Origin of the sequence: Streptomyces sp. NPDC088746, assembly GCF_044751065.1 — a bacterium.
In the GTDB taxonomy this organism is placed as follows: Bacteria; Actinomycetota; Actinomycetes; order Streptomycetales; family Streptomycetaceae; genus Streptomyces.
On record NZ_JBIVLA010000003.1, the window covers coordinates 967,950 to 988,265 of the forward strand.

General features: G+C 69.6%; 19 protein-coding genes and 1 riboswitch. Of the genes, 5 read left to right on the forward strand and 14 right to left on the reverse strand.

The genetic code is table 11. From position 1 onward, the window contains the following. Nucleotides 1-20: 20 nt before the first annotated feature. Nucleotides 21-626, reverse strand: coding sequence for a PadR family transcriptional regulator (locus ACIP63_RS18775; RefSeq protein ID WP_393765618.1), 606 nt, complete (start codon nucleotides 624-626; stop codon nucleotides 21-23). Nucleotides 627-778: 152 nt separating this feature from the next. Here ACIP63_RS18775 and ACIP63_RS18780 point away from each other — a divergent pair, with 152 nt between their 5' ends. Both ACIP63_RS18780 and ACIP63_RS18785 read left to right on the forward strand, forming a co-directional pair. Continuing rightward, complete coding sequence (locus ACIP63_RS18780; RefSeq protein WP_401516879.1) at nucleotides 779-1,438, forward strand: class I SAM-dependent methyltransferase; 660 nt, start codon at nucleotides 779-781, stop codon at nucleotides 1,436-1,438. A 99-nt stretch (nucleotides 1,439-1,537) separates the two neighbouring features. Further along, nucleotides 1,538-2,359, forward strand: a complete 822-nt coding sequence (locus tag ACIP63_RS18785) for a PhzF family phenazine biosynthesis protein (protein ID WP_401516881.1) — start codon at nucleotides 1,538-1,540, stop codon at nucleotides 2,357-2,359. A 22-nt stretch (nucleotides 2,360-2,381) separates the two neighbouring features. Here ACIP63_RS18785 and ACIP63_RS18790 read toward each other — a convergent pair whose 3' ends face one another. Both ACIP63_RS18790 and ACIP63_RS18795 read right to left on the reverse strand, forming a co-directional pair. Continuing rightward, nucleotides 2,382-3,191: a CPBP family intramembrane glutamic endopeptidase gene (locus tag ACIP63_RS18790; RefSeq protein WP_401516883.1), complete on the reverse strand. Its 810-nt coding sequence runs from the start codon at nucleotides 3,189-3,191 to the stop codon at nucleotides 2,382-2,384. A 79-nt stretch (nucleotides 3,192-3,270) separates the two neighbouring features. Next, on the reverse strand, nucleotides 3,271-4,776 hold the full coding sequence (locus ACIP63_RS18795; RefSeq protein WP_401516885.1) for a glutamate-cysteine ligase family protein: 1,506 nt from the start codon (nucleotides 4,774-4,776) through the stop codon (nucleotides 3,271-3,273). Nucleotides 4,777-5,268: 492 nt separating this feature from the next. On the opposite strand from ACIP63_RS18795, the gene ACIP63_RS18800 reads away from it, so the two are divergent. Beyond that, nucleotides 5,269-5,874 carry a hypothetical protein gene (locus ACIP63_RS18800; RefSeq protein ID WP_401516887.1) on the forward strand — a complete coding sequence of 202 codons (606 nt, stop codon included), beginning with the start codon at nucleotides 5,269-5,271 and terminating at the stop codon, nucleotides 5,872-5,874. A gap of 289 nt (nucleotides 5,875-6,163) precedes the next feature. Then, nucleotides 6,164-6,370 carry a DUF5999 family protein gene (locus ACIP63_RS18805; protein ID WP_103759919.1) on the forward strand — a complete coding sequence of 69 codons (207 nt, stop codon included), beginning with the start codon at nucleotides 6,164-6,166 and terminating at the stop codon, nucleotides 6,368-6,370. 70 nt (nucleotides 6,371-6,440) lie between these two features. Here the strand turns inward: ACIP63_RS18805 and gcvP are convergent, their stop codons facing one another. After that, entirely contained in the window at nucleotides 6,441-9,326 is a 2,886-nt protein-coding gene (gene gcvP / locus ACIP63_RS18810; RefSeq protein WP_401516889.1) for an aminomethyl-transferring glycine dehydrogenase, read from the reverse strand. A 193-nt stretch (nucleotides 9,327-9,519) separates the two neighbouring features. After that, a riboswitch (glycine riboswitch) is annotated at nucleotides 9,520-9,615 on the reverse strand. 133 nt (nucleotides 9,616-9,748) lie between these two features. Here gcvP and ACIP63_RS18815 point away from each other — a divergent pair. Continuing rightward, nucleotides 9,749-10,120, forward strand: a complete 372-nt coding sequence (locus ACIP63_RS18815; RefSeq protein ID WP_401516890.1) for a PRC-barrel domain-containing protein — start codon at nucleotides 9,749-9,751, stop codon at nucleotides 10,118-10,120. On the opposite strand, the gene ACIP63_RS18820 is transcribed toward ACIP63_RS18815, so the two are convergent. From ACIP63_RS18820 to ACIP63_RS18865, 10 genes are all read right to left on the reverse strand, one after another. Further along, entirely contained in the window at nucleotides 10,042-11,517 is a 1,476-nt protein-coding gene (locus tag ACIP63_RS18820; protein ID WP_401516892.1) for a DNA polymerase IV, read from the reverse strand. The two genes, ACIP63_RS18815 and ACIP63_RS18820, sit on opposite strands and share 79 nt — an antisense overlap. Nucleotides 11,518-11,592: 75 nt before the next feature. Continuing rightward, complete coding sequence (locus ACIP63_RS18825) at nucleotides 11,593-12,210, reverse strand: MerR family transcriptional regulator (RefSeq protein WP_401516894.1); 618 nt, start codon at nucleotides 12,208-12,210, stop codon at nucleotides 11,593-11,595. Nucleotides 12,211-12,377: 167 nt separating this feature from the next. After that, nucleotides 12,378-12,851, reverse strand: coding sequence for a bifunctional nuclease family protein (locus ACIP63_RS18830; RefSeq protein WP_006123076.1), 474 nt, complete (start codon nucleotides 12,849-12,851; stop codon nucleotides 12,378-12,380). Nucleotides 12,852-12,904: 53 nt separating this feature from the next. Next, entirely contained in the window at nucleotides 12,905-13,648 is a 744-nt protein-coding gene (locus tag ACIP63_RS18835) for a MerR family transcriptional regulator (RefSeq protein ID WP_401516896.1), read from the reverse strand. Nucleotides 13,649-13,690: 42 nt separating this feature from the next. Beyond that, nucleotides 13,691-14,473, reverse strand: coding sequence for an FHA domain-containing protein (locus ACIP63_RS18840; protein WP_401516898.1), 783 nt, complete (start codon nucleotides 14,471-14,473; stop codon nucleotides 13,691-13,693). 190 nt (nucleotides 14,474-14,663) lie between these two features. Then, nucleotides 14,664-15,548 carry a DUF881 domain-containing protein gene (locus tag ACIP63_RS18845; protein WP_401516899.1) on the reverse strand — a complete coding sequence of 295 codons (885 nt, stop codon included), beginning with the start codon at nucleotides 15,546-15,548 and terminating at the stop codon, nucleotides 14,664-14,666. A 17-nt stretch (nucleotides 15,549-15,565) separates the two neighbouring features. After that, nucleotides 15,566-15,898, reverse strand: a complete 333-nt coding sequence (locus tag ACIP63_RS18850; protein ID WP_003970459.1) for a small basic family protein — start codon at nucleotides 15,896-15,898, stop codon at nucleotides 15,566-15,568. Then, on the reverse strand, nucleotides 15,895-16,755 hold the full coding sequence (locus tag ACIP63_RS18855) for a DUF881 domain-containing protein (RefSeq protein ID WP_401516901.1): 861 nt from the start codon (nucleotides 16,753-16,755) through the stop codon (nucleotides 15,895-15,897). Before ACIP63_RS18855 ends, ACIP63_RS18850 begins: the two co-directional genes overlap by 4 nt. 156 nt (nucleotides 16,756-16,911) lie before the next feature. After that, nucleotides 16,912-19,407, reverse strand: a complete 2,496-nt coding sequence (locus tag ACIP63_RS18860; RefSeq protein WP_401516903.1) for a sugar phosphate nucleotidyltransferase — start codon at nucleotides 19,405-19,407, stop codon at nucleotides 16,912-16,914. Between the two features lie 113 nt (nucleotides 19,408-19,520). Further along, nucleotides 19,521-20,129 (reverse strand): CDP-alcohol phosphatidyltransferase family protein, encoded by a 609-nt coding sequence (locus tag ACIP63_RS18865; RefSeq protein WP_401516905.1) that lies wholly within the window; start codon nucleotides 20,127-20,129, stop codon nucleotides 19,521-19,523. Nucleotides 20,130-20,316 lie beyond the last annotated feature (187 nt).

Here is a 20,316-nt window from a genome sequence, read left to right on the forward strand (position 1 = left end):
GCTTGCGCGTACCGCACGGCTCAGTTCTCGTCGGCGAGGATCAGGTACAGCTTCTTACGGGCGTCGTTGATCACCGTGAGGGCCTTCTGCCGTTGGTCGGCCGAGCCGGTCTTCCAGACCTGGCCGAACGCCTCCATCAGACCGAAGCCGGCCTGCCGGATCTCGTTGACGCCCTCCCAGTCGACACCGCGCCCCGCCTCTTCCCAGGGGGCCTCGGGCCCGGACTCGGCCTCGCTGCGGCCGAGGTCGGTGAGGGTGAACAGCTTCTTGCCGCCCTCACTGGCGCTGATGATCAGGCCCTCGTCCTCCAGCAGCTGGAGGGTGGGGTAGACCGAGCCGGGGCTGGGCTTCCAGGCCCCTCCGCTGCGCTCGCCGATCTCCTGGATCATCTCGTAACCGTGCATCGAGCGGTCCTTGAGCAGCGCGAGGATCGAGGCGCGTACGTCACCGCGCCTGGCCCTCCCCCGACCGCCTCCACGGCCGCGTCCGCCTCCGAAGGGACCGCCGCCGAAGGGCGGCCCGAACGGACCGAAGGCGGCGCGGCCTTCGAAGTCTCCCCTGCCGGCGCCTCGGCGCCCGGGGCCGTAACCGTGGTCGTGTCCGTGGTCGTTTCCATGTGAACGCATGACTGCGCTCCTCTCTTCCTATCTCTTCTTCACTGTCACGCGACTCTTCACTGAACGGTCGCGATGCCTCAACGATATATCGGAAGCTATCGCCTGGCAAGCATGCGGAGAACCGCGCCCGCTCCATGGGGGGACGGTCTAAGGTCGCCCGCATGACTGAGCCCTCCTACCTCGCCGCGATCCGGGAGTCCTACGACACCGTCGCCGCCGACTACGCGGCACGCGTGAAAGCCCCCGCGGAGCTCGATCCCCTGTCACGCGGGATGCTGGCCACGTTCGCCGAGGTCGTCCGCACGGCCGGGCACGGGCCGGTCGCGGATCTGGGATGCGGGCCCGGCAAGGTCACGGCGCACCTGGCCGGCCTGGGGGTGTCAGCCTTCGGCGTCGACGTGTCCCCGAAGATGATCGAGCTGGCCCGGCGGGACCGTCCCGGTCTACGCTTCACGGTCGGCTCGATGACCGCGCTGCCGATCGGGGACGGCGAGCTCGGCGGCATCCTGGCCTACTACTCGACCCACCACACGCCACCGGAGATGCTGCCCGTCGTGTTCGCCGAATTCCGGCGCACGCTCGCGCCCGGCGGGCACCTGATGATGGCCGGTCACGTGGGAGACGGCCAGCTCCTGCGTCCGACGCAGGCGTACGGAGGCCATCCGGTCTCCTACGAGTCCCATCTGGTGGAGCCGGCCCGGATCGTCGCCCTGCTGGAACAAGCCGGACTCGTCGTCACCGCGCGCCTGCTGGAGGAGCCCGGCGAAGGATCGAAGAGGGCGGCCGGCACCTTCTTCGCCCGGAAGCCCGAGGGCCCCTGAGCTGCTTCCGGACGAGGCGCCCGGAACCTGGCGCCCACGGGCCGCGCATCCGCGATTGGCCTTGGACCACCCGGAACGGCCCCGCCTACGGTCGGCTTCATGAAGATCCGCATCGTCGACGCGTTCACCGACCGCCCCTTCGCCGGCAACCCCGCCGGAGTCGTGATCCTGGACTCCGGCACCTTCCCCGAGGCGGAGCGCCTCCAGCGCATCGCCTCCGAGGTCAATCTCTCGGAGACGGCCTTCGCCCACCCCCTGCCACCGGGCGGCGAGGCCGACTGGGCGCTGCGCTGGTTCACCCCCGCCACCGAGGTCGATCTCTGCGGGCACGCGACCCTCGCCACCGCCCATGTCCTGCACACGACCGGAGTCGCGAGCGGCACGGTGCGCCACGCCACCCGTTCCGGCGTCCTGCGGACGACCGCCCGTGGCGACGGCACCCTGTCTCTGGACTTCCCGACCGCGCCGCTCACCCCCGCGACCGCACCGCCCGGGCTCGCGGAAGCGCTCGGCGCGTCTCCCCTCTCCGTCCACGACACGGGGAAACAGGTCGGCGACCTCCTGGTGGAGCTCGCCGACGAAGCGGCCGTACGGGCCCTGAAGCCCGACTTCCGCTCGCTCACCTCCTGCTCCCGGCGGGGCGTCATCGCCACGGCGGCGGCCGAGGACCCCTCCGGGGCGTACGACTTCGTCTCGCGGGGCTTCTTCCCCGGGGTCGGCATCGACGAGGATCCGGTGACCGGCAGCGCCCACACCGCCCTGGCGCCCTTCTGGTCGGCCAGGCTCGGCCGTGACGACCTCATCGGCCTCCAGGCCTCCGCCCGTTCGGGCCTGGTGCGCACCTCCCTGCGCGGCGAGCGCACGCTGCTGACGGGCAGCGCGGTCACGGTGATCGACGGGGAACTGCTCGCCGGGCTCTGACAACGGCGGGAGGGGGCCCCGCTCACGGGGTGGGCAGCCAGCCCACCTTCCCGGCGAGGAGCGCGTATCCGACGAACGCCCCGATGTCGAGCAGGGCGTGCGCGACGACCAGCGGGCCGACCCGCCCCCAGCGCCTGTAGAGCAGCACGAAGACGACGCCCATGGCCACGTTCCCGATGAAGCCGCCGATCCCCTGGTACAGGTGGTACGAGCCGCGCAGCACGGAACTCGCCACCAGTGCGGCCATGGGCGTCCACCCCAACTGCCCCAGCCGGCGGAGCAGATAGCCGACGACGATGACTTCCTCCACGAGGGAGTTCTGCACCGCGGAGAGGATCAGTACGGGGAACTTCCACCACACGTCGGGCAGCGACTCCGGCACGACCGTCAGGTTGAATCCCGCGGCCCGCGCCACCAGGTAGAACGCCAGCCCCACGCTGCCGATCCCCGCCGCGACGAGGGTCCCCCTGCCCAGGTCCGGCCAGGGCCTGGTGCGGTCGAGACCGAGGGTCCGCAGTCCGGCCCGCTCCCGGAGCAGCAGGTGGGCCACCAGCGCGACCGGCACCAGGGCGGAGGCGATGCCGAACAGCTGCCAGGCCAGGTCCAGCCAGGGCCGCCCGGGAGCGTACGAGCCGTTCAGCGTCGCCGCCTGGTCCTTGAGACCCCCGGGTTTCGTCAGCGACCCGATGAAGCTGATCAGGGCGGACACTCCGCTGGCCCCGAGTGAGAGAGCCAGCACGAGGAGGGTCTCCGACCGGAGGGTCCGCCGGGACACCTCCTCGTGAGGAATGGATTCAGCCACGCGCCCCGCCTCCACCTGTACACCTGCCATCAGCTATGTGTCGTCAGCCATGCGTCGTCATAGCTTGCCCGACGGGGCCGGGGCGGAGGGACACCGGGCGGCGGTCTCCTCAGGGCGCGGGAAAGCCGATGGGCCAGGTGTGCACCGGCTCACCCACCTGCATCAGCTCGCCGTAGCGCCGGGTGGTGGCTGCCAGCGCGCCCTCCCGTTCGAGTCCCGCGTCCAGGGCGCGGTGGTAGGTGTCGACCTGCCAGGAGGCGCCGTTCACCCGGAGCCTGCAGCGCTCCTCGATGACGCCGAGGTAGCGGTCCCGGTCCGAGGGCTCGATGTTCCACGCGTCCAGCCCGGCGACCGCGAGTGGCAGCAGCTCGTCCCGTACGAGCTTGACGGCCGGCACCTTCGCCACACCCCCGGAGCGGCCGGGGCGCGGCCACAGCAGCTCGGCCTCGATCCCGTGGCGGCAGGCGGCGTCGAAGTTCTCCTCTGCCGCCTCGAAGGGCAGTCTGGTCCACACCGGCCGGGATTCGTCGGCGAGGGCGCGCACCAGCCCGTAGTAGAAGGCGGCATTGGCGATCACGTCGTCGACCGTGGGGCCGGCGGGCAGGACCCGGTTCTCCACCCTCAGGTGGGGCACACCGTCGGCCAGCCCGTACACCGGACGGTTCCACCGGTAGACCGTGCCGTTGTGCAGGACGAGCTCGGCCAGGGCCGGGACACCGCCCTCGTCGAGGACCCGCAGGGGGTCCTCCTCGTCGCAGATCGGCAGCAGGGGCGGGTAGTAGCGCAGGTTCTCCTCGAAGAGCTCGTACGCCGAACTGATCCAGCGCTCCCCGAACCAGGTCCGGGGGCGCACCCCCTGATTCCGCAGTTCGGGCGGCCGCACGTCCGTGGCCTGCTGGAACAGCGGCGGCCTGGACTCGCGCCACAGCTCCTTGCCGAACAGGAAGGGGGAGTTGGCTCCGAGTGCGATCTGCACGGAGGCGATGGCCTGCGCCGCGTTCCAGACGTCGGCGAAACGGTCCGGCGTCACCTGCAGGTGCAACTGCACCGAGGTGCAGGCCGACTCAGGGGCGATCGAGGCGGAGGTCGAGACCAATCGCTCGACACCTTCGATATCGAGGACGAATTCCTCGCCGCGCGCCGCCGCCATTTGGTCGTTGAGGAGCGTGTAACGGTCGACGTCCGAGAGGTTCGCCGAAACCACGTCGTCCCGGCCGAGGGTCGGCAGGATGCCGATCATCACGATCCCCGCGTCGACCTCCGCCGCCTTCCGGTGTGCATATGCGAGCCCCGTACGCAACTCCTCGGCCAGCTGATCGAATACCCGGCCGCTCAGCCGGTGGGGAAGAATATTTACTTCCAGGTTGAACATCCCCAGTTCCGTCTGGAAATCCCGGCTGGCGATGCGCTGGAGCACCTCCGCATTCCGCATCCTCGGCATGCCGTCCGATCCCGCGAGATTCAGCTCGATCTCCAGCCCCATGAGATTCCTGGGACGATCGAACCTCCGCTCCGACAGGAGCCTCTCCAGCCCCGCCAGGCACTGGGTGAGCTTCTCGCGGTACGCCTGCCGATCGGACGGGGCAAAGGCACCCGCCACGACCTTCTCGCCCATCGAAGGGTCCCTCCTCGAGTGGGCGGCCCGCGGCACAGGCCGCTCGTATCACGATCGATAATGCCCCGACGAGATGATCCGTAACGCCCCCACGACCGATGGGCACCCAGTAGTCTGGTGACTGAAGCCGGAGGCACATTCCGAAGGCATGGGGCATATGCAGTGTGCCGGGTCGGGTTGCCCGGCTGAAACGCCGACGGGTTTCAGCCTACCGCCGCGCCGGGAAAGTACCTGGCAACGCGGGTCGGGAGCGGCCCGAATCCACAGAAACCGCGCAATTCAAAGTCCAGAATCCGCCTTGCGCGCAATATGCGGTTCGGCTAGCCGAAACATCGTGTGAACATTTGTCGTATAAACTCTGCGAACGAGGCAGAGAGTTGACGCACCGGCCCGTCCGCCCCGTCACCGGCCTTCCTCTGGCCCCGCACGCCGACAGCGCCGTCTGCACCCGCCCACGCACCACCGTGTCTCCGAAGTGAGAGGCGACCCACTATGCCGCTGCATGTTTCCCCGGCCCCCGCGCCCGCACTGCGCAGCGTTCTCGCGGCACTCGGTTCTCCCACCGCAGTCCGCGAGGCCCACACGCCCGCTCTCCGGTCCGTCCAGGGATCGCTGAGCCCCGAACTCCCGCTTCCCGTCCATGTACTGGACCGGATCGTGCCGAACGACGCCGCACCGCGCACCCGCCTCGCCGGCTGGCGCTTCCTGATCCGCAGCGGTGAGCGCGCCGTCGCCGCCGCGGACACCATGCTCACCGCCGACGGCTGGACCTTCTCGCACTTCTTCGAGGGCCCTTACATCGTCTCCACCGAACTCGCCGTACGCCAGGCGGAGTCGGCGACGACGCATTACCAGCCGCGTCTGCTGTCGGTGCCCGAGCTGTACATGTTCACGCTGTGGCTGCACCACGACATCGAGGCCGACGCCGCCGGCGGCACGCTCGCCCCGACCGATGTGCTGGTGCCCCTGGCACCCGCTCCCCCGGGCATCACGGCCCACCGTCCGCACCACGTCGCGGAGCTGCTCCCGGTCATGACACTGCGTGTCACCCCGGCGCCTCTTCCGGACCTCCCCGGCCTCCTCGGGTCTCCGGCCTGACGCTCCTGACACACGTGCCCCCGCCGAGACCGCTCGGCGGGGGCACGTGCGTACCCGTCCGGACTAGTCCGGTCAGGTCACCCCGAACCATCCGAACGGACGGCCCAGTTGGATCGAACCGTCCGGCCGGGTGATGCGTCATGGGAGGAGAACAGCAGCTGCCGCGAAATCCCTGCGGAGAGACGTCCGTAGGGCAACACTGGGACCGGACCGACTTGATACGGGGGCGGCCATGAACACATCGTCCAGCCGCAGGACACTCGAATCGACGCAGCGAAAGAACCCACTCATGTGCCAGCACCAGCCACCCTGTCCGACCGCTGACTCCAACGACCGGGAAGCCGCACGTCTGATGGCCCACCACCCGGAACAGGGCTGGAGCCTGCTGTGCAACGGCGTCCTGCTCTTCGAGGACACCGGTGAGCTGCTCCCTGACGGGCAGATCATCGCCCCTCACCGCCCGCTGAAGAGCGGCCAGGTGATGAAGGCCGCCTGACCGCGGCCGACGGAACACGGGGGCCGGCCCGGAGAAGTCTCCGCACCGGCCCCGACGCGTGCCCGCGTGCCTACTGGTCGTACTCGTCCAGCGGCGGGCACGAGCAGACGAGGTTGCGGTCACCGAACGCACCGTCGATGCGGCGCACCGGCGGCCAGTACTTGTCCGAAGGCGTGACGCCGGCCGGGAAGACCGCCTCCTCGCGGCTGTAGGCGTGCGTCCACTCGCCACCGAGCGCCGCCGCCGTGTGCGGGGCGTTGCACAGCGGGTTGTCGTCCCCGCTCCACTCGCCGGAGGCGACCTTGTCGATCTCGCCGCGGATGGCGATCATCGTGTCGCAGAACCGGTCGAGCTCGGCGAGGTTTTCGCTCTCCGTCGGCTCGATCATCAGGGTCCCGGCCACCGGGAACGACATGGTCGGCGAGTGGAAGCCGTAGTCGATCAGCCGCTTGGCGATGTCGTCGATGCTGACACCGGTCGCCTTGGAGACCGGCCGCAGGTCCACGATGCACTCGTGCGCGACGAGGCCGGCCGGGCCGTTGTAGAGGACCGGGAAGTGCGGTTCGAGCCGCTTGGCGATGTAGTTGGCCGCGAGTACGGCAACCTGCGTCGCACGCTTCAGACCCTCGCCCCCCATGAGACGTACGTACGCCCATGAGATCGGCAGGATGCCGGCCGAGCCCCACGGAGCGGCCGAGATCGGCCCGACGCCGGTCTCGGGGCCCGCGGCGGGCTGGAGCGGGTGGTTGGGGAGGTACGGCGCCAGGTGGGCGCGCACTCCGACCGGGCCGACGCCCGGGCCGCCGCCGCCGTGCGGGATGCAGAAGGTCTTGTGCAGGTTCAGGTGGGAGACGTCGCCGCCGAAGTGGCCCGGCTTGGCGAGACCGACCAGCGCGTTGAGGTTGGCGCCGTCCACGTACACCTGGCCGCCGGCGTCGTGCACCTCCCCGCAGATGTCGGCGACGTGCTCCTCGAAGACGCCGTGCGTGGAGGGGTAGGTGATCATGAGGACGGCGAGCTCGTCGCGGTGGGCCGCGATCTTGGCCCGGAGATCCTCTATGTCGACCTCGCCGTCGTCGGCGGTCTTCACCACGACGACCTTCATCCCGGCCATCACGGCGCTCGCGGCGTTGGTGCCGTGCGCGGAGGACGGAATAAGGCAGACGGTGCGTCCGTGGTCCCCGTTGGCCCGGTGGTACGCGCGCACGGCCAGCAGACCGGCGAATTCGCCCTGCGAGCCGGCGTTGGGCTGGATGGAGACGGCGTCGTACCCGGTGACCTCGGCGAGGCGCTCCTCCAGCTCCCGGATGAGGGTGAGGAAGCCCTGCGCCTGATCGGCCGGCGCGAAGGGGTGCAGCGCACCGAACTCGGGCCAGGTGATCGCCTCCATCTCGGCGGTGGCGTTGAGCTTCATCGTGCAGGAGCCGAGCGGGATCATGCCCCGGTCCAGCGCGTAGTCGCGGTCGGCGAGCTTGCGCAGGTAGCGCAGCATCGCCGTCTCGGAGCGGTGCTGGTGGAAGACCGGGTGGGTGAGGACGTCGTCGCTGCGCAGCAGCCCCTCGGGCAGCGCGTCGGCCGTCGCGGCGTCCAGCGCCTCGATGTCGCCGGCGGCGCCGAAGGCCGCCCAGACGGCGGCGATCCGGGTGCGGGTCGTGGTCTCGTCGCAGGCGACGGAGACATGGTCGGCGTCGACGAGCCGGAGGTTCACCCCGCGCTCACGGGCGGCGGCGACCACACCGGCCGCGCCCCCCGGCACGCGGACCGTGAGGGTGTCGAAGTACGCGTCGTGCACGACCTCGGTCCCGGCGGCCCGCAGCCCCTCGGCCAGGATGGCGGCGAACCGGTGGGTGCGCCGGGCGATCGTCCGCAGCCCCTCGGGCCCGTGGTAGACGGCGTACATGCCGGCCATGACGGCGAGCAGGACCTGGGCGGTGCAGATGTTGCTGGTGGCCTTCTCGCGGCGGATGTGCTGCTCGCGGGTCTGCAGCGCCAGCCGGTAGGCCTTGTCGCCGTCCGCGTCTACGGAGACACCGACGAGGCGGCCGGGCAGGCTGCGGGCGAACTTCTCGCGTACGGCCATGAAGCCGGCGTGCGGTCCGCCGAAGCCCATCGGGACGCCGAAGCGCTGGGTGGTGCCCACGGCGATGTCCGCGCCCAGCTCGCCGGGCGAGGTGAGCAGCGTCAGGGCCAGCAGGTCGGCGGCGACGGACACGATCGCGCCCAGCTCGTGCGCCTGCTCGATGACGGGCTTGATGTCGCGCACGGCACCGGAGGCGCCCGGGTACTGGAGCAGCACGCCGAAGACGCCCCGCTCGGCGACCTCGGCGGGGATGCCCTCGCCGAGGTCGGCGACGACCACCTCGACGCCGGTCGGCTCGGCGCGGGTCTCGATCACGGCGACGGTCTGCGGCAGGGTGTCGGAGTCGACCAGGAACACGCCGCCCTTCACCTTGCCGACCCGCCGTGCCAGGGCCATGGCCTCGGCCGCCGCGGTGCCCTCGTCGAGGAGCGAGGCGCCGGAGGTCGGCAGCCCGGTGAGGTCGGCGACCATCGTCTGGAAGTTCAGGAGGGCCTCGAGCCGCCCCTGGGAGATCTCCGGCTGGTACGGCGTGTAGGCCGTGTACCAGGCGGGGTTCTCCATGACGTTGCGCAGGATCACCGGCGGGGTGAACGTCCCGTAGTAGCCGAGCCCGATCATCGGTGCGAGCACCTGGTTACGGTCGGCGAGGCTGCGCAGCTCGGCCAGGACCTCGGCCTCCGTACGGGCCGCGGGGAGGTTCAGCGCCTCGGCACTCTTGATCACGTCGGGCACTGCGGCGGCGGTGAGCTCGTCGAGGGAGCCGTAGCCGACCTGGGCCAGCATCTTCGCCTGGGCCTCGGCATCGGGCCCGATGTGGCGCTGCTCGAACGGAATGCCCTGCTCCAGCTGGGAGAGCGGAGTGCGACGGGGGGTCATGATGGAGGCCTCCTGGTCTGTCACGACCTGCGAGGGGCGCCACGGCGTGGCTGCCCGAACGGCCTCCCCATCTGTCATCTCGACCTGAGAGCTTCACCGGCACGCCTTGGGGCATACCGGCTTTCACCGTCGGTGAGGGTGGTTCCCGTCGCGGCATGTGCCGTACGGGTCCCGCCCTGCTTTCCAGAGTGACCTCGTCCGTGCGGTACGGGGGCCTGAGAGATTCCGGGGAGGAGTTGCTCCTTCGGCGCCTCCGAATCGCTCCGGAGGACTCTCCCGCACAGGGTCAGCAGCCGAGCTCCAGCCTACCAGCGGGGCCGGGGCGGGCCGTCTCGAGTGGCCGACATCCCGGATCTGGCATTTCGTAGTGAGGGTGGAGCAGCCGCGACCACCTGATGCAGTCGTGACCAGTGGGAGGCACCGTGCAGACCGACATCGATCCGCGCAGCCTGATCGGCCGCAAGGCTTTCGACCGCCAAGGTGCCAAGATCGGAACGGTGGACGAGGTGTATCTCGACGACGCCACCGGGGTCCCCGAGTGGGCCGCCGTACGCACGGGTCTCTTCACCAGGGACGCGTTCGTCCCGCTGGAGCCGAGCGAATTCGTCGACGGCGCGCTCGTGGTCCCCTTCGAGCGGGCCCTGATCAAGGACGCGCCGGACTTCGGTGTGGGGCGCCATCTCTCGCCCGAGCAGGAACTGCAGCTCTACCGCCATTACGGACTGGACTCCTCCCCCTCCGCCGGTCCGGGGCCGGACAGGGACTTCGGCAGGCTCGCCGGCCACGAGGAGTAGTCCACCGGGTCCCGCACCAGGCGGAGCGGATCGGCCGGCTGCAGCTGCGGATCATCGATCCGGAACGTCCGTACCCGGCCGGGCGGCGTCCACGGTTCCTCGAAGCGCACGGTGACCCGGCCGACGCCGCTGCCCTGCACCCAGCCGTGCCCGTAAACCTCGTGCCGTACGTCGTGCCCGGCCGGCCAGCGCCGCGCGGCCAGTTGCTCCTCGCTCTCCCTGGTCTCCTCTCCGGGCTCCTCCTCCGCCGCGCGCTGCCCCTCGTCCGCCGCGGAGGCTGCGGCGGCTGCGGCGGCTGCGGACTCCTCGGCGGCGTGCTCCGCGTCGGCCGCCTGCGCGAAGAGGTCCTCCTGCGTGAAGTCCGCCAGCCCCGTGACGCCGACGCCGAGCAGCCGGACGCCGCCGGTCGTGTCGACGGCCTCCAGAAGCCGCGCAGCGGCCTCCCTGACCACCGTTGGGTCGTCGGTGGGGCCGCGCAGCGTCTCGGACCTGGTGAGCGTCGAGAAGTCGTAACGGCGCACCTTGAGGACGACGGTGCGCCCGGACCGGCCGGCGCCCCGCAGCCGCTGCACGCACCGGTCCGCGAGCCGCTCCACTTCCGTCCTCACGCGCACCCGGTCGTGCAGGTCCACGTCGAAGGTGTCCTCGACCGACACGGATTTGGCGTCCCGCTCGGCGACGACGGGACGGTCGTCGTAACCCTGCGCCATGCGGTGGATCGCGACGCCGTGAGCCTTGCCCAGCAGCCGCACGAGTTCCGCCTCGCCCGCCTCCGCCAGGTGACTGACGAGGGTCATTCCGGCGCGCCGGAGATGGTCACCGGTGGCGGGGCCCACGCCCGGGAGGATGCGTACGGACATGGGAGCAAGGAGCTCACGCTCGGTGCCGGGCTCGATCAGCAGCAGCCCGTCCGGTTTCGCCTCCTCGGAGGCGATCTTGGCCAGCATCTTGGAGCCGGCCAGACCGACGGAACCGCTGAGCCCGGTGACGCCTCTGATGACGGTGCGCAGCTGGCCGCCGATCGCCCGCGCGGACGCCGTGTCGTCGGCGACCCCGCCGGCCTCGAGGTCGACGAAGGCCTCGTCCAGGCTGAGCGGCTCGACGAGCGGTGACAGCCGTCCGAGCAGCTCCATCACCTGGTCGCTCACCGTCCGGTAGAGCGCGAAGCGCGGGGCCAGATACGCCGCGTTGGGCGCGAGGCGCCTCGCCTGTGCCATCGGCATCGCCGAATGCACGCCGAGACGCCGCGCCTCGTACGACGCTGTGGCGACCACGCCCCGCATCCCCAGGCCGCCCACCACCACCGGCTTGCCGCGCAGGCTCGGCTTCGACGCCTGCTCGGCCGAGGCGTAGAAGGCATCCATGTCCAGATGCAGGATGGTGGGCGCGGCTCTCACATGGACCGATGCTGCCCTACGCCACTGACAACCGCCCCACCCGGCGCACGCGTCGCGCCGGACCGCCCCGGTGGCTCAGCCCGCGCGATTGCGCCGGCGCGCCAGTTCATCCGCGGGATTGTGCCCGACCAGGGTCTCCCCCGTGTCGACACGCTCCCCGTGGAGCTGGGACAGCGCCGCGTCGACATCCCGCCAGACGACACCGACGGCGATACCGAAGACGCCCTGGCCGCCCTGGAGGAGATTCACCACCTCGTCGGGCGAGGAGCACTCGTAGACCGTCGCACCGTCGCTCATCAGGGTCATCCGCTCGAGATCCGTGAACCCGCGCGCCCTGAGGTGCTGAACGGTGGTCCGGATGTTCTGCAGAGCGACTCCCGTGTCCAGGAACCGTTTGACGATCTTGAGGAGTACCACGTCCCGGAAACTGTAGAGACGCTGCGTCCCCGACCCGTACGCCGGACGCACGCTCGGCTCCACGAGCCCCGTACGCGCCCAGTAGTCCAGCTGTCGGTAGGTGATCCCGGCCGCCGCGCACGCTGTCGGCCCCCGATAGCCGATGTCCCCTGCCACACCCACACCGTCCGCTGCCACCACAGCCGGCTGAACCGGCTGTCTGATGGAGTGGTCGGCCGCACTGCCGTGCTGCCGGTACGGCCCACCCGCAGCCGTACCGTCGCCGCTGCTTCTCACGCCGACCTCCGTCCTTGACCTGCCACCTCGAAGGTAGGCAGTCACCAGGGGTGCGTCAACGATCGCCACACTCGGCACGCCGAGTGATAATCACCCTGAGGGTGGTTTCCCGTGACTGATTTACGGGAACGGCTTGTCGGATGCGCTGACGCCGCCTCCGCGGAAGGTCACTGGCTGTTGGTGCCGAAGTCCTCCGGCGAGATCTGGTCGAGGAACTCGCGGAACTTCTCCACCTCGTCCTCCTGCTCGTCCGGGATGGCGATACCCGCGTCGTCCAGCACCCCGTCACTGCCGTAGATGGGCGTGCCGGTGCGCAGGGCGAGCGCTATGGCGTCGGACGGCCGCGCGCTCACCTCGACCCCGCTGGCAAAGACCAGCTCCGCGTAGAAGACCCCTTCCCGCAGGTCCGTGATGCGGACCTCGGTGAGCTCCTGGCCGACGGCCTCGAGCACATCCTTGAAGAGATCATGGGTCAGCGGCCTGGCCGGAGCCATGCCCTGCTGGGCGAAGGCGATCGCGGTCGCTTCCCCAGGGCCGATCCAGATAGGGAGATACCGGTCGCCTCCCACTTCACGCAGGAGCACGATCGGTTGGTTGGAGGGCATTTCCACCCGGACACCCACAACGTCGAGCTCGTTCACACAGCAACCCTAGGACGTGCCCGCCATGTTTGGATAGTCGGGCTCCTCCGCCCTCAGTGGAAGCCGGCCTTCAGAGCGCTCTGCACGAGCGCGGCGTGGAGCCTGACGGAGAGGTCCGCGAGCTCCTTCGCGGTGGCCTCCGCATGCGCCCTGGTCTGCGGATTCCGGTGCCGGCGCAGCGGCGCGACCACCTGCTCGACCAGCCCCGCCTCACGCTCCGCGGCCGCCTTGACGGCCCGCAGATGCCGAGGTTCGAGACCGAATCTGCCCAGGTCCGCCACCAGACGTGCCACATTCACCGCCTCGGCGTCGTAGCTCCCGCCGGCGGCGGGCACGATCAGCCCGTACGACTCCCACTCGTCGAGCTGCTCCTCGGTGGCCTCCGTGGCCGCCAGGAGCTCCGAGCGTCCGATGCGGGCGGCGGTGGCCTGCCCCAGGTCCTGGTTCCGGAGGGCGTCTGCGGGATCACCCGGCCCCCCGCCGGGCGGCAGGGCCACCTGCTCACCGCGTGCGAGGGCCTCCAGGTGCTCACGGATGACCTTGAGCGGCAGGTAGTGGTCCCGCTGCATGCGCAGTACCTGCGCCAACCGCTCGACGTCGGCGGGGCTGAACTTCCGGTAGCCCGACGGCGTCCGCTGGGGCTCGATGAGCCCCTCCGTCTCCAGGAAGCGGATCTTGGAGATGGTGACTTCGGGAAATTCGTCGCGCAGCTGCAGAAGCACCGTGCCGATGCTCATCGCGCGCTCGCCAGCGGCGGCGGTGCCGTGACCGGCACCGCCTGTCGGTGTTCGCAGCATGGACCTTCCTGGGGATCCCCCCGGACCCTGTCCGGGGGAGGGTCACACGCCTCGCTGGCTCGCGTAGAAGACCAGCCGGTACTTTCCGATCTGGACTTCGTCGCCATTGGTCAGCGCGACGGAATCGATGCGCTCGCGGTTGACGTAGGTGCCGTTGAGGCTGCCGACGTCTCCCACGGTGAAACTACCGTCCGGGTTCCTGTGGAACTCCACATGACGCCGCGACACGGTCACGTCGTCGAGGAAGATGTCGCTCTGCGGGTGACGGCCGGCCGTCGTCAGGTCACCGTCCAGCAGGAAGCGGCTTCCGGAGTTCGGGCCGCGTCGCACCACCAGCAGCGCGGAACCCGCGGGCAGGGCGTCGACGGCGGCCTGGGCCTCCGGGGAGAGCGACGGAACGGCCGTCTGGCCGGTCGCCTCGGCCTCGTACGCCTCGATACCGGAGATCGAGATCGTCGAGGTCGTCTCGGAGGCACGCTCGGGCACTCCGCCCCTCAGCGGCGCACCGCAGTTGGAACAGAAGCGGCTGGCCTCGGCATTGCGATGCCCGCACCTCGTACAAACCGGCATGGACGAGCCCTCCGGAGCGGGGGCGAACCCTCCACCCGTACTCGAGGTCGATGATTCACCGAAACCTATGCGCCCTGCACCTCCGGGGTCAACGGACGACGCGCCGGACCCGCCGGCGCCTCCCTGGACCTCGTCGCGGAAGAGCGGGCGCTCCGAACCCTGCTCCTCGGCACCCTGACGCGGAGCGCGGTGGCGGGCAGCGCTGCTGCTGTCCTCGCGGGCGCTCTTTCCGAACAACTTCGCAAACAACTTCACGGGCGTTTCCCCTTGACCGAAATAGACCCGCCCGTGGGGCAGGACGAACCCTGAATGAACACACCTGCCGACCCGGACATCCTCACAACGTCCGTATCCACCCGACAGTTTCCACCACGCGTCACCGATCCGTTGCGCCGACCCCCCGCAACCTGGCGCCCGTGTCCTTCGAGTACTTCGCTCCGCCGCCTCACTGGGGCGACGACCGAGCGTAATCAGGCTGCTTCGCGGGTCGCAAGGCGTCCACGACGATGTCGTCGGCGCGCGTCACCTCCGCAGTGGCCTGCTCCTTCTCGAGCGTCTGCACCACCCCACCGGGGATGTTCAGGGCCGGCTCCAGGTCCTGCGGCTTGCCGATGACCTTGAACTCGTAGGGAGACTCGACCTTCCGGCCGTCGACTCTCAACTCTCCCCCGTCACCGGAGAAGTATGTGTTCGCCACCACCCGCACGCCGTTGATCTCGATGGCCTCGGCGCCCGCCGCGCGCAGCTCCTGGATGGTGTCGAGGAGCATGTCGGCCTCCACCGCGCCGGCCGGGTCACTGATGGTCAGCGTGATCCCGGGGCCGTGCGCGGCGACGGTACCTGCCAGGATACCGAGCTGCCGCTCCTTCTCGAGCGTCTGCTTGCGCGCCTCCTCAGCCTGGTCGGAGCTGTTCTCCAGTTCCGTGCGCTGGTCGTCGAGGCGCTGCTTCTCGTCCTCGAGGCGCTGGGTCCGGTTGTCGAGCTCGTCGAGGATGCGGACCAGGTCCTCCTGGCGGGCCCCGCGCAGGGCGCTGTTGTCGCTGTTCGACCTGACCTGGATGGCCAGGCCCAGACCGAGGACGAACAGCAGGAGCGCCACGATCAGTTGGGCTCTGCTCACCCTGGGCGGCCAGAGGCCTGCCCGCAGCCGCCGGCGTCCCGAGACCTCCTCCGCCCCGGTCGGCGGAGACGGTGCGGAGCCGGGCTGGGGTGCTTCGGGCTGGGGTGCTTCGGGCGCTTCCGGCGGGAGCGCGCCGGCGCGGCCCGCGCCGCCGGGCAGGGACCCGTGGCTCGGCGGCCGCCCGTCGTCCGGGTTCTGTTCGTTGCTCATCCCGTTGCTCATCGGTTTCACGCCCGGAAGACGTGCCGGCGGATGGCCGCGGCGTTGGAGAAGATCCGGATGCCGAGCACGACCACCACACCGGTGGAGAGCTGGGCCCCGACGCCCAGTTTGTCGCCGAGGAAGACGATGAGCGCGGCCACCACGACGTTCGACAGGAACGACACCACGAAGACCTTGTCCACGAAGATCCCGTCGAGCATGGCCCGCAGTCCGCCGAAGACGGCGTCGAGCGCGGCGACCACGGCGATCGGCAGGTAAGGCTCGACCACCGCCGGCACTTCGGGCCGGACCAACAGTCCGACCACGACTCCCACGACGAGGCCCAGTACGGCGATCACGATGTGCCCTTCCCTGTGTCTGCCGCTCCACTGCCCGTGTCTGCGGCCTGAGGCTCTGCTGTACGTACGATCAGGCTGGGCGCGGCCGGAAGGCGCACCTTCTCCTGCTCGGAGATGCTGGTGCGGATGTCGAAGCTCTCGTGCAGCGCCTGAAGATACTGGCCGTCCGCACTGTCCTGGAAGGCCGTGACGAGCTTCTTGCCGTCCCCCACCGCCTGCACCGTGTACGGCGGCACGAGCGGCCTGTTGTCGACCAGTATGGCGTCGCCCGCCGCGCGGATCGCGGAGAGGGCCGTCAGCCGCTGCCCGTTGATGGCGATCGCCTCGGCGCCGGACTGCCAGAGACCGTTGACCACGCGTTGCATGTCCCGGTCGCGTACCCGCCCGGTGTCGGCGAAACCGGTGGACTCACGGGGGCCGCCACCGCCCTGGTCGGTGTCCTCGGCGTCGTCGACTACCAGCTTGATCCCGGGGCCTTCGACAGGAGTGGCCCCGGACAGCAACGCCACCAGGCCGCCCTGGTCCCCGCCGTGCTCCTGAAGTGCCTTGCGCTGCCGCTCACCGACGTCCTTGCGCAGCTTGTCGACATCCGCCTCGAGCGTATCCGCCGTGGAGGTCTCGGCGTTCACCCGGTCGATGAGCTCCTCGCGTTCCTTGGCCACGACAGGGGCCGCGACCCGCGCCTCCGCGGCACCGAGTGTCACCACGAGGGCCGCCAGCACAAGGCCGCCGGCGAGACCCAGCTTGGCCTTCAGCGTGCGCGGCAGTCCGTCCCGCCCCTCGGCCCGGCGACGCGCGGAAGCCTCGGCGTATCCCTCGTCGAGGCTGTGTTCCATCACGGTGGTCAGCAGCGACATCGACGCGTCAGGGCGAGGACGCGGCGGTGCGCTACTCCGATCGGGGGGCGGCTGCGACATGCCGCACATCGTCGCACGTCATGCCTGCTGCCGCCGAATGGCCCCACCGTGGGTCCGGAAGCCGGCCACCCGGCTTCCGGACCCACGGTGGCCTGCTCAGTCGCCCGCGCTGTCCACGACCGCCGCCCACTCGTCGAGAAGCGCCTGGGCCGAGGCGTCGTCCGGGCCCTCGGCCCACAGGTGCGTGACCGCTTCCGCACGGTCGGGCAGCACCATCACCCAGCGGCCGTCGGTCTCGACCACGCGGACCCCGTCGGTGGTGTCGACGCTGCGGTCTCCCGCAGCCTCCACGACCCGCCGCATGACGAGCCCCTTGACCGCCCACGGTGTGGCGAGGTCACGGCGCAGCACATGGGCCCGCGGGATACGGGCATCGATCTGGCTGAGGGTGAGCTGTGTCCTGGCCACGAGGCCGATGAGCCTGACGAAGGCGGCCGCACCGTCGAAGACACTGCTGAACTCCGGGATGATGAAGCCGCCACGGCCGTCACCACCGAAGATCGTGGTGTCCTCCCGGCCCACGCGCGTCAGGTCGTCAGGCGACGTGGTCGTCCACTCCACCTGCGTACCGTGATAGGCGGCGACCTGTTCGGCGACGCGGGTGGTGGTCACCGGCAGGGCGACCCGTCCGCTCCTGCGCTCGGCGGCCACGAGGTCGAGCATGACCAGCAGCGCCCGGTCGTCCTCGATGATGCGGCCCCGCTCGTCCACGAGGGACAGCCGTTCACCGACCGGGTCGAACCGTACGCCGAAGGCGGCCCGCGCTGACGACACGATCTCGCCGAGGCGCACCAGCCCGGCCCGCCGCGACTCGGCGGACTCGGTGGGGCGGGACTCGTCGAGCCCGGGGTTGATCGTCAGCGCGTCCACACCGAGGCGCCCGAGCAGGCTGGGCAGGACGAGCCCGGCACTGCCGTTGGACGCGTCCACGACCACCTTGAGCCCCGCGTCGGCGATGCCGCTCGTGTCGACGTTGCGGAGCAGGGACCCGGTGTAGGAGTCGAAGACGCTCGACGGGAAGTGGAGGTCGCCGATCTCGCCGGGGAAGGCCCGGCGGAATTCCTGACGGGCGTAGACGCGGTCCAGCTTCTTCTGCCGCGCCTGGGAGAGGTCGGCTCCCCGCTCGTCGAAGAACATGATGTCGACCGAGTCGGGCACCCCCGGAGACGTACGGATCATGATGCCGCCGGCGCTGCCCCGTGCGGTCTGCTGACGGGCCACCGGCAGCGGCACGTTCTCCAGGTCCCGGACATCGATGGCACTGGCCTGGAGGGCCGAGATGACCGCTCTCTTCAGTGCGCGTGCACCACGGGAGTGGTCACGGGCGGTCGTGACCGTCGCACCCTTCTTCAGGGTCGTCGCGTACGCGCCGGCCAGCCTGACGGCGAGCTCCGGGGTGATCTCCACGTTCAGGATCCCCGACACACCGCGGGCTCCGAAGAGGTGCGCCTGTCCGCGCGACTCCCAGATGACCGAGGTGTTCACGAAGGCGCCGGCTTCGATGGTCTTGAACGGGTAGACCCGGACATTGCCCTGGATGATCGATTCTTCGCCGACCAGGCACTCGTCGCCGATGACGGCGCCGTCCTCGATGCGCGAGGCCCGCATGATGTCGGTGTTCTTACCGATCACGCAGCCGCGCAGATTGCTGTGCTGGCCGATGTACACGTTGTCGTGCACGACGGCCCGGTGCAGGAACGCGCCGGATTTCACGACGACATTGGAGCCGATGACCGTGTGCTCACGGATCTCCGCGCCGGCCTCGATCTTGGCGTAGTCACCGATGTACAGCGGCCCGCGCAGCACCGCGTCGGGATGGACCTCCGCGCCTTCCGCCACCCAGACGCCGGGGGAGATCTCGAAGCCGTCCAGCTCCACGTCGACCTTGCGCTCCAGCACGTCGGCCTGGGCCTTCACATAGCTTTCGTGCGTGCCCACGTCCTCCCAGTAGCCCTCTGCGATATAGCCGCAGATCAGCTTGCCTTCCTTCATGAGCTGCGGGAACACGTCACCGGACCAGTCGACGGAGGTGTCGGCCTGGACGTAGTCGAAGACCTCGGGCTCCATGACGTAGATGCCCGTGTTCACCGTGTCCGAGAAGACCTGGCCCCAGGTGGGCTTCTCCAGGAAGCGCTCCACCTTCCCGTCCTCGTCCACGATCGTGATCCCGAATTCAAGAGGGTTCGGGACCCGGGTGAGGCACACCGTGACGAGTGCGCCCTTCTCCTTGTGGAATGCGATGAGGTCGGTGAGATCGAAGTCGGTCAGGGCGTCGCCGGAAATCACCAGGAAGGTGTCGTCCTTCAGGGCTTCTTCGGCGTTCTTGACGCTTCCCGCGGTACCGAGTGGCTTCTCCTCGTTGGCATAGCTGAGCTCCATCCCGAGCTCCTCGCCGTCGCCGAAATAATTCTTGACGAGAGAGGCGAGAAACTGGACGGTGACGACGGTCTCGTTGAGCCCATGCCGTTTGAGCAGCCGCAGCACATGCTCCATGATCGGCCGGTTGGCCACGGGCAGGAGCGGCTTGGGCATGCTTGAGGTCATGGGGCGAAGGCGAGTGCCTTCACCGCCTGCCATCACGACGGCCTTCATGTCGGAAACGTCCTCCTCGAAAGAGACGACGGTCTGGCCGACTTCGCCCGTCGGGGCAACACCACAACTGTCCGGTGCGGGCCGGCGACTCTGCACGGCACCACGTCAACGAGCTAATCGGCTACTTGATCCGCCTTGACCAGACGGCGGACCTGGACCACGTAGAGGATCCCTGCCCACCAATAGAGGGTTGTACCCCATCCAGCGAACGCCCATCCGAAAATGGTGCCCAGCGAAGCAAGCCAACCACTTCCGTCGCTGAGCAGCAACAAGGGGAAGGCGTACATCAGGTTGAAGGTTGCAGCTTTTCCTAGGAAGTTCACCTGGGGCGGCGGATAGCCGTGCCGGCGAAGGATTCCCACCATGACGAGGAGCATCAGCTCCCGGGCGAGGAGAGCCGCTGTCAGCCACAGTGGCAGGATCTCCCGCCACGTGAGCCCGACGAGCGTCGAAAGAATGTAGAGGCGGTCGGCAGCCGGGTCCAGGAGCCGGCCGAGACTGCTGATCTGATTCCACCGGCGGGCGAGCTTGCCGTCGAGGTAGTCACTGACACCGCTCAGCATCAGGACCAGCAGGGCCCAGCCGTCGCTGTTGGACCCGCCGAACACGGGGCGAAGGATCAGCCACAGGAAGAGCGGTACGCCGACGAGGCGAGCCATGCTGAGGATGTTGGGGATGGTGAGTACTCGGTCCGTCTGAACTCGAGTCTCCTGGACCTCCACCCGGGGGCCTCCTGTGAAGAACGTGCCAATGATGCCCCCTGACCTTACCCTCAGTCTCCGAGGTCGGGTGCACAGGGGTACGAGGGGAAGGTCGTGAACGCAGAAAAGCCCCGTGCCACAAGGGCACGGGGCTTTCCCGGAATAATTGTTCGGCGGCGTCCTACTCTCCCACAGGGTCCCCCCTGCA

Coding starts and splice junctions, on each gene's coding strand:
- gcvP (WP_401516889.1), bottom strand. CDS start 9,326: ATGACCCCCCGTCGCACTCCGCTCTCCCAGCTGGAGCAGGGCATTCCG.
- ACIP63_RS18800 (WP_401516887.1), top strand. CDS start 5,269: ATGCCGCTGCATGTTTCCCCGGCCCCCGCGCCCGCACTGCGCAGCGTT.
- ACIP63_RS18785 (WP_401516881.1), top strand. CDS start 1,538: ATGAAGATCCGCATCGTCGACGCGTTCACCGACCGCCCCTTCGCCGGC.
- ACIP63_RS18845 (WP_401516899.1), bottom strand. CDS start 15,548: ATGAGCAACGAACAGAACCCGGACGACGGGCGGCCGCCGAGCCACGGG.
- ACIP63_RS18805 (WP_103759919.1), top strand. CDS start 6,164: ATGTGCCAGCACCAGCCACCCTGTCCGACCGCTGACTCCAACGACCGG.
- ACIP63_RS18780 (WP_401516879.1), top strand. CDS start 779: ATGACTGAGCCCTCCTACCTCGCCGCGATCCGGGAGTCCTACGACACC.
- ACIP63_RS18860 (WP_401516903.1), bottom strand. CDS start 19,407: ATGAAGGCCGTCGTGATGGCAGGCGGTGAAGGCACTCGCCTTCGCCCC.
- ACIP63_RS18855 (WP_401516901.1), bottom strand. CDS start 16,755: ATGTCGCTGCTGACCACCGTGATGGAACACAGCCTCGACGAGGGATAC.
- ACIP63_RS18795 (WP_401516885.1), bottom strand. CDS start 4,776: ATGGGCGAGAAGGTCGTGGCGGGTGCCTTTGCCCCGTCCGATCGGCAG.
- ACIP63_RS18775 (WP_393765618.1), bottom strand. CDS start 626: ATGCGTTCACATGGAAACGACCACGGACACGACCACGGTTACGGCCCC.
- ACIP63_RS18790 (WP_401516883.1), bottom strand. CDS start 3,191: ATGGCAGGTGTACAGGTGGAGGCGGGGCGCGTGGCTGAATCCATTCCT.
- ACIP63_RS18835 (WP_401516896.1), bottom strand. CDS start 13,648: ATGCTGCGAACACCGACAGGCGGTGCCGGTCACGGCACCGCCGCCGCT.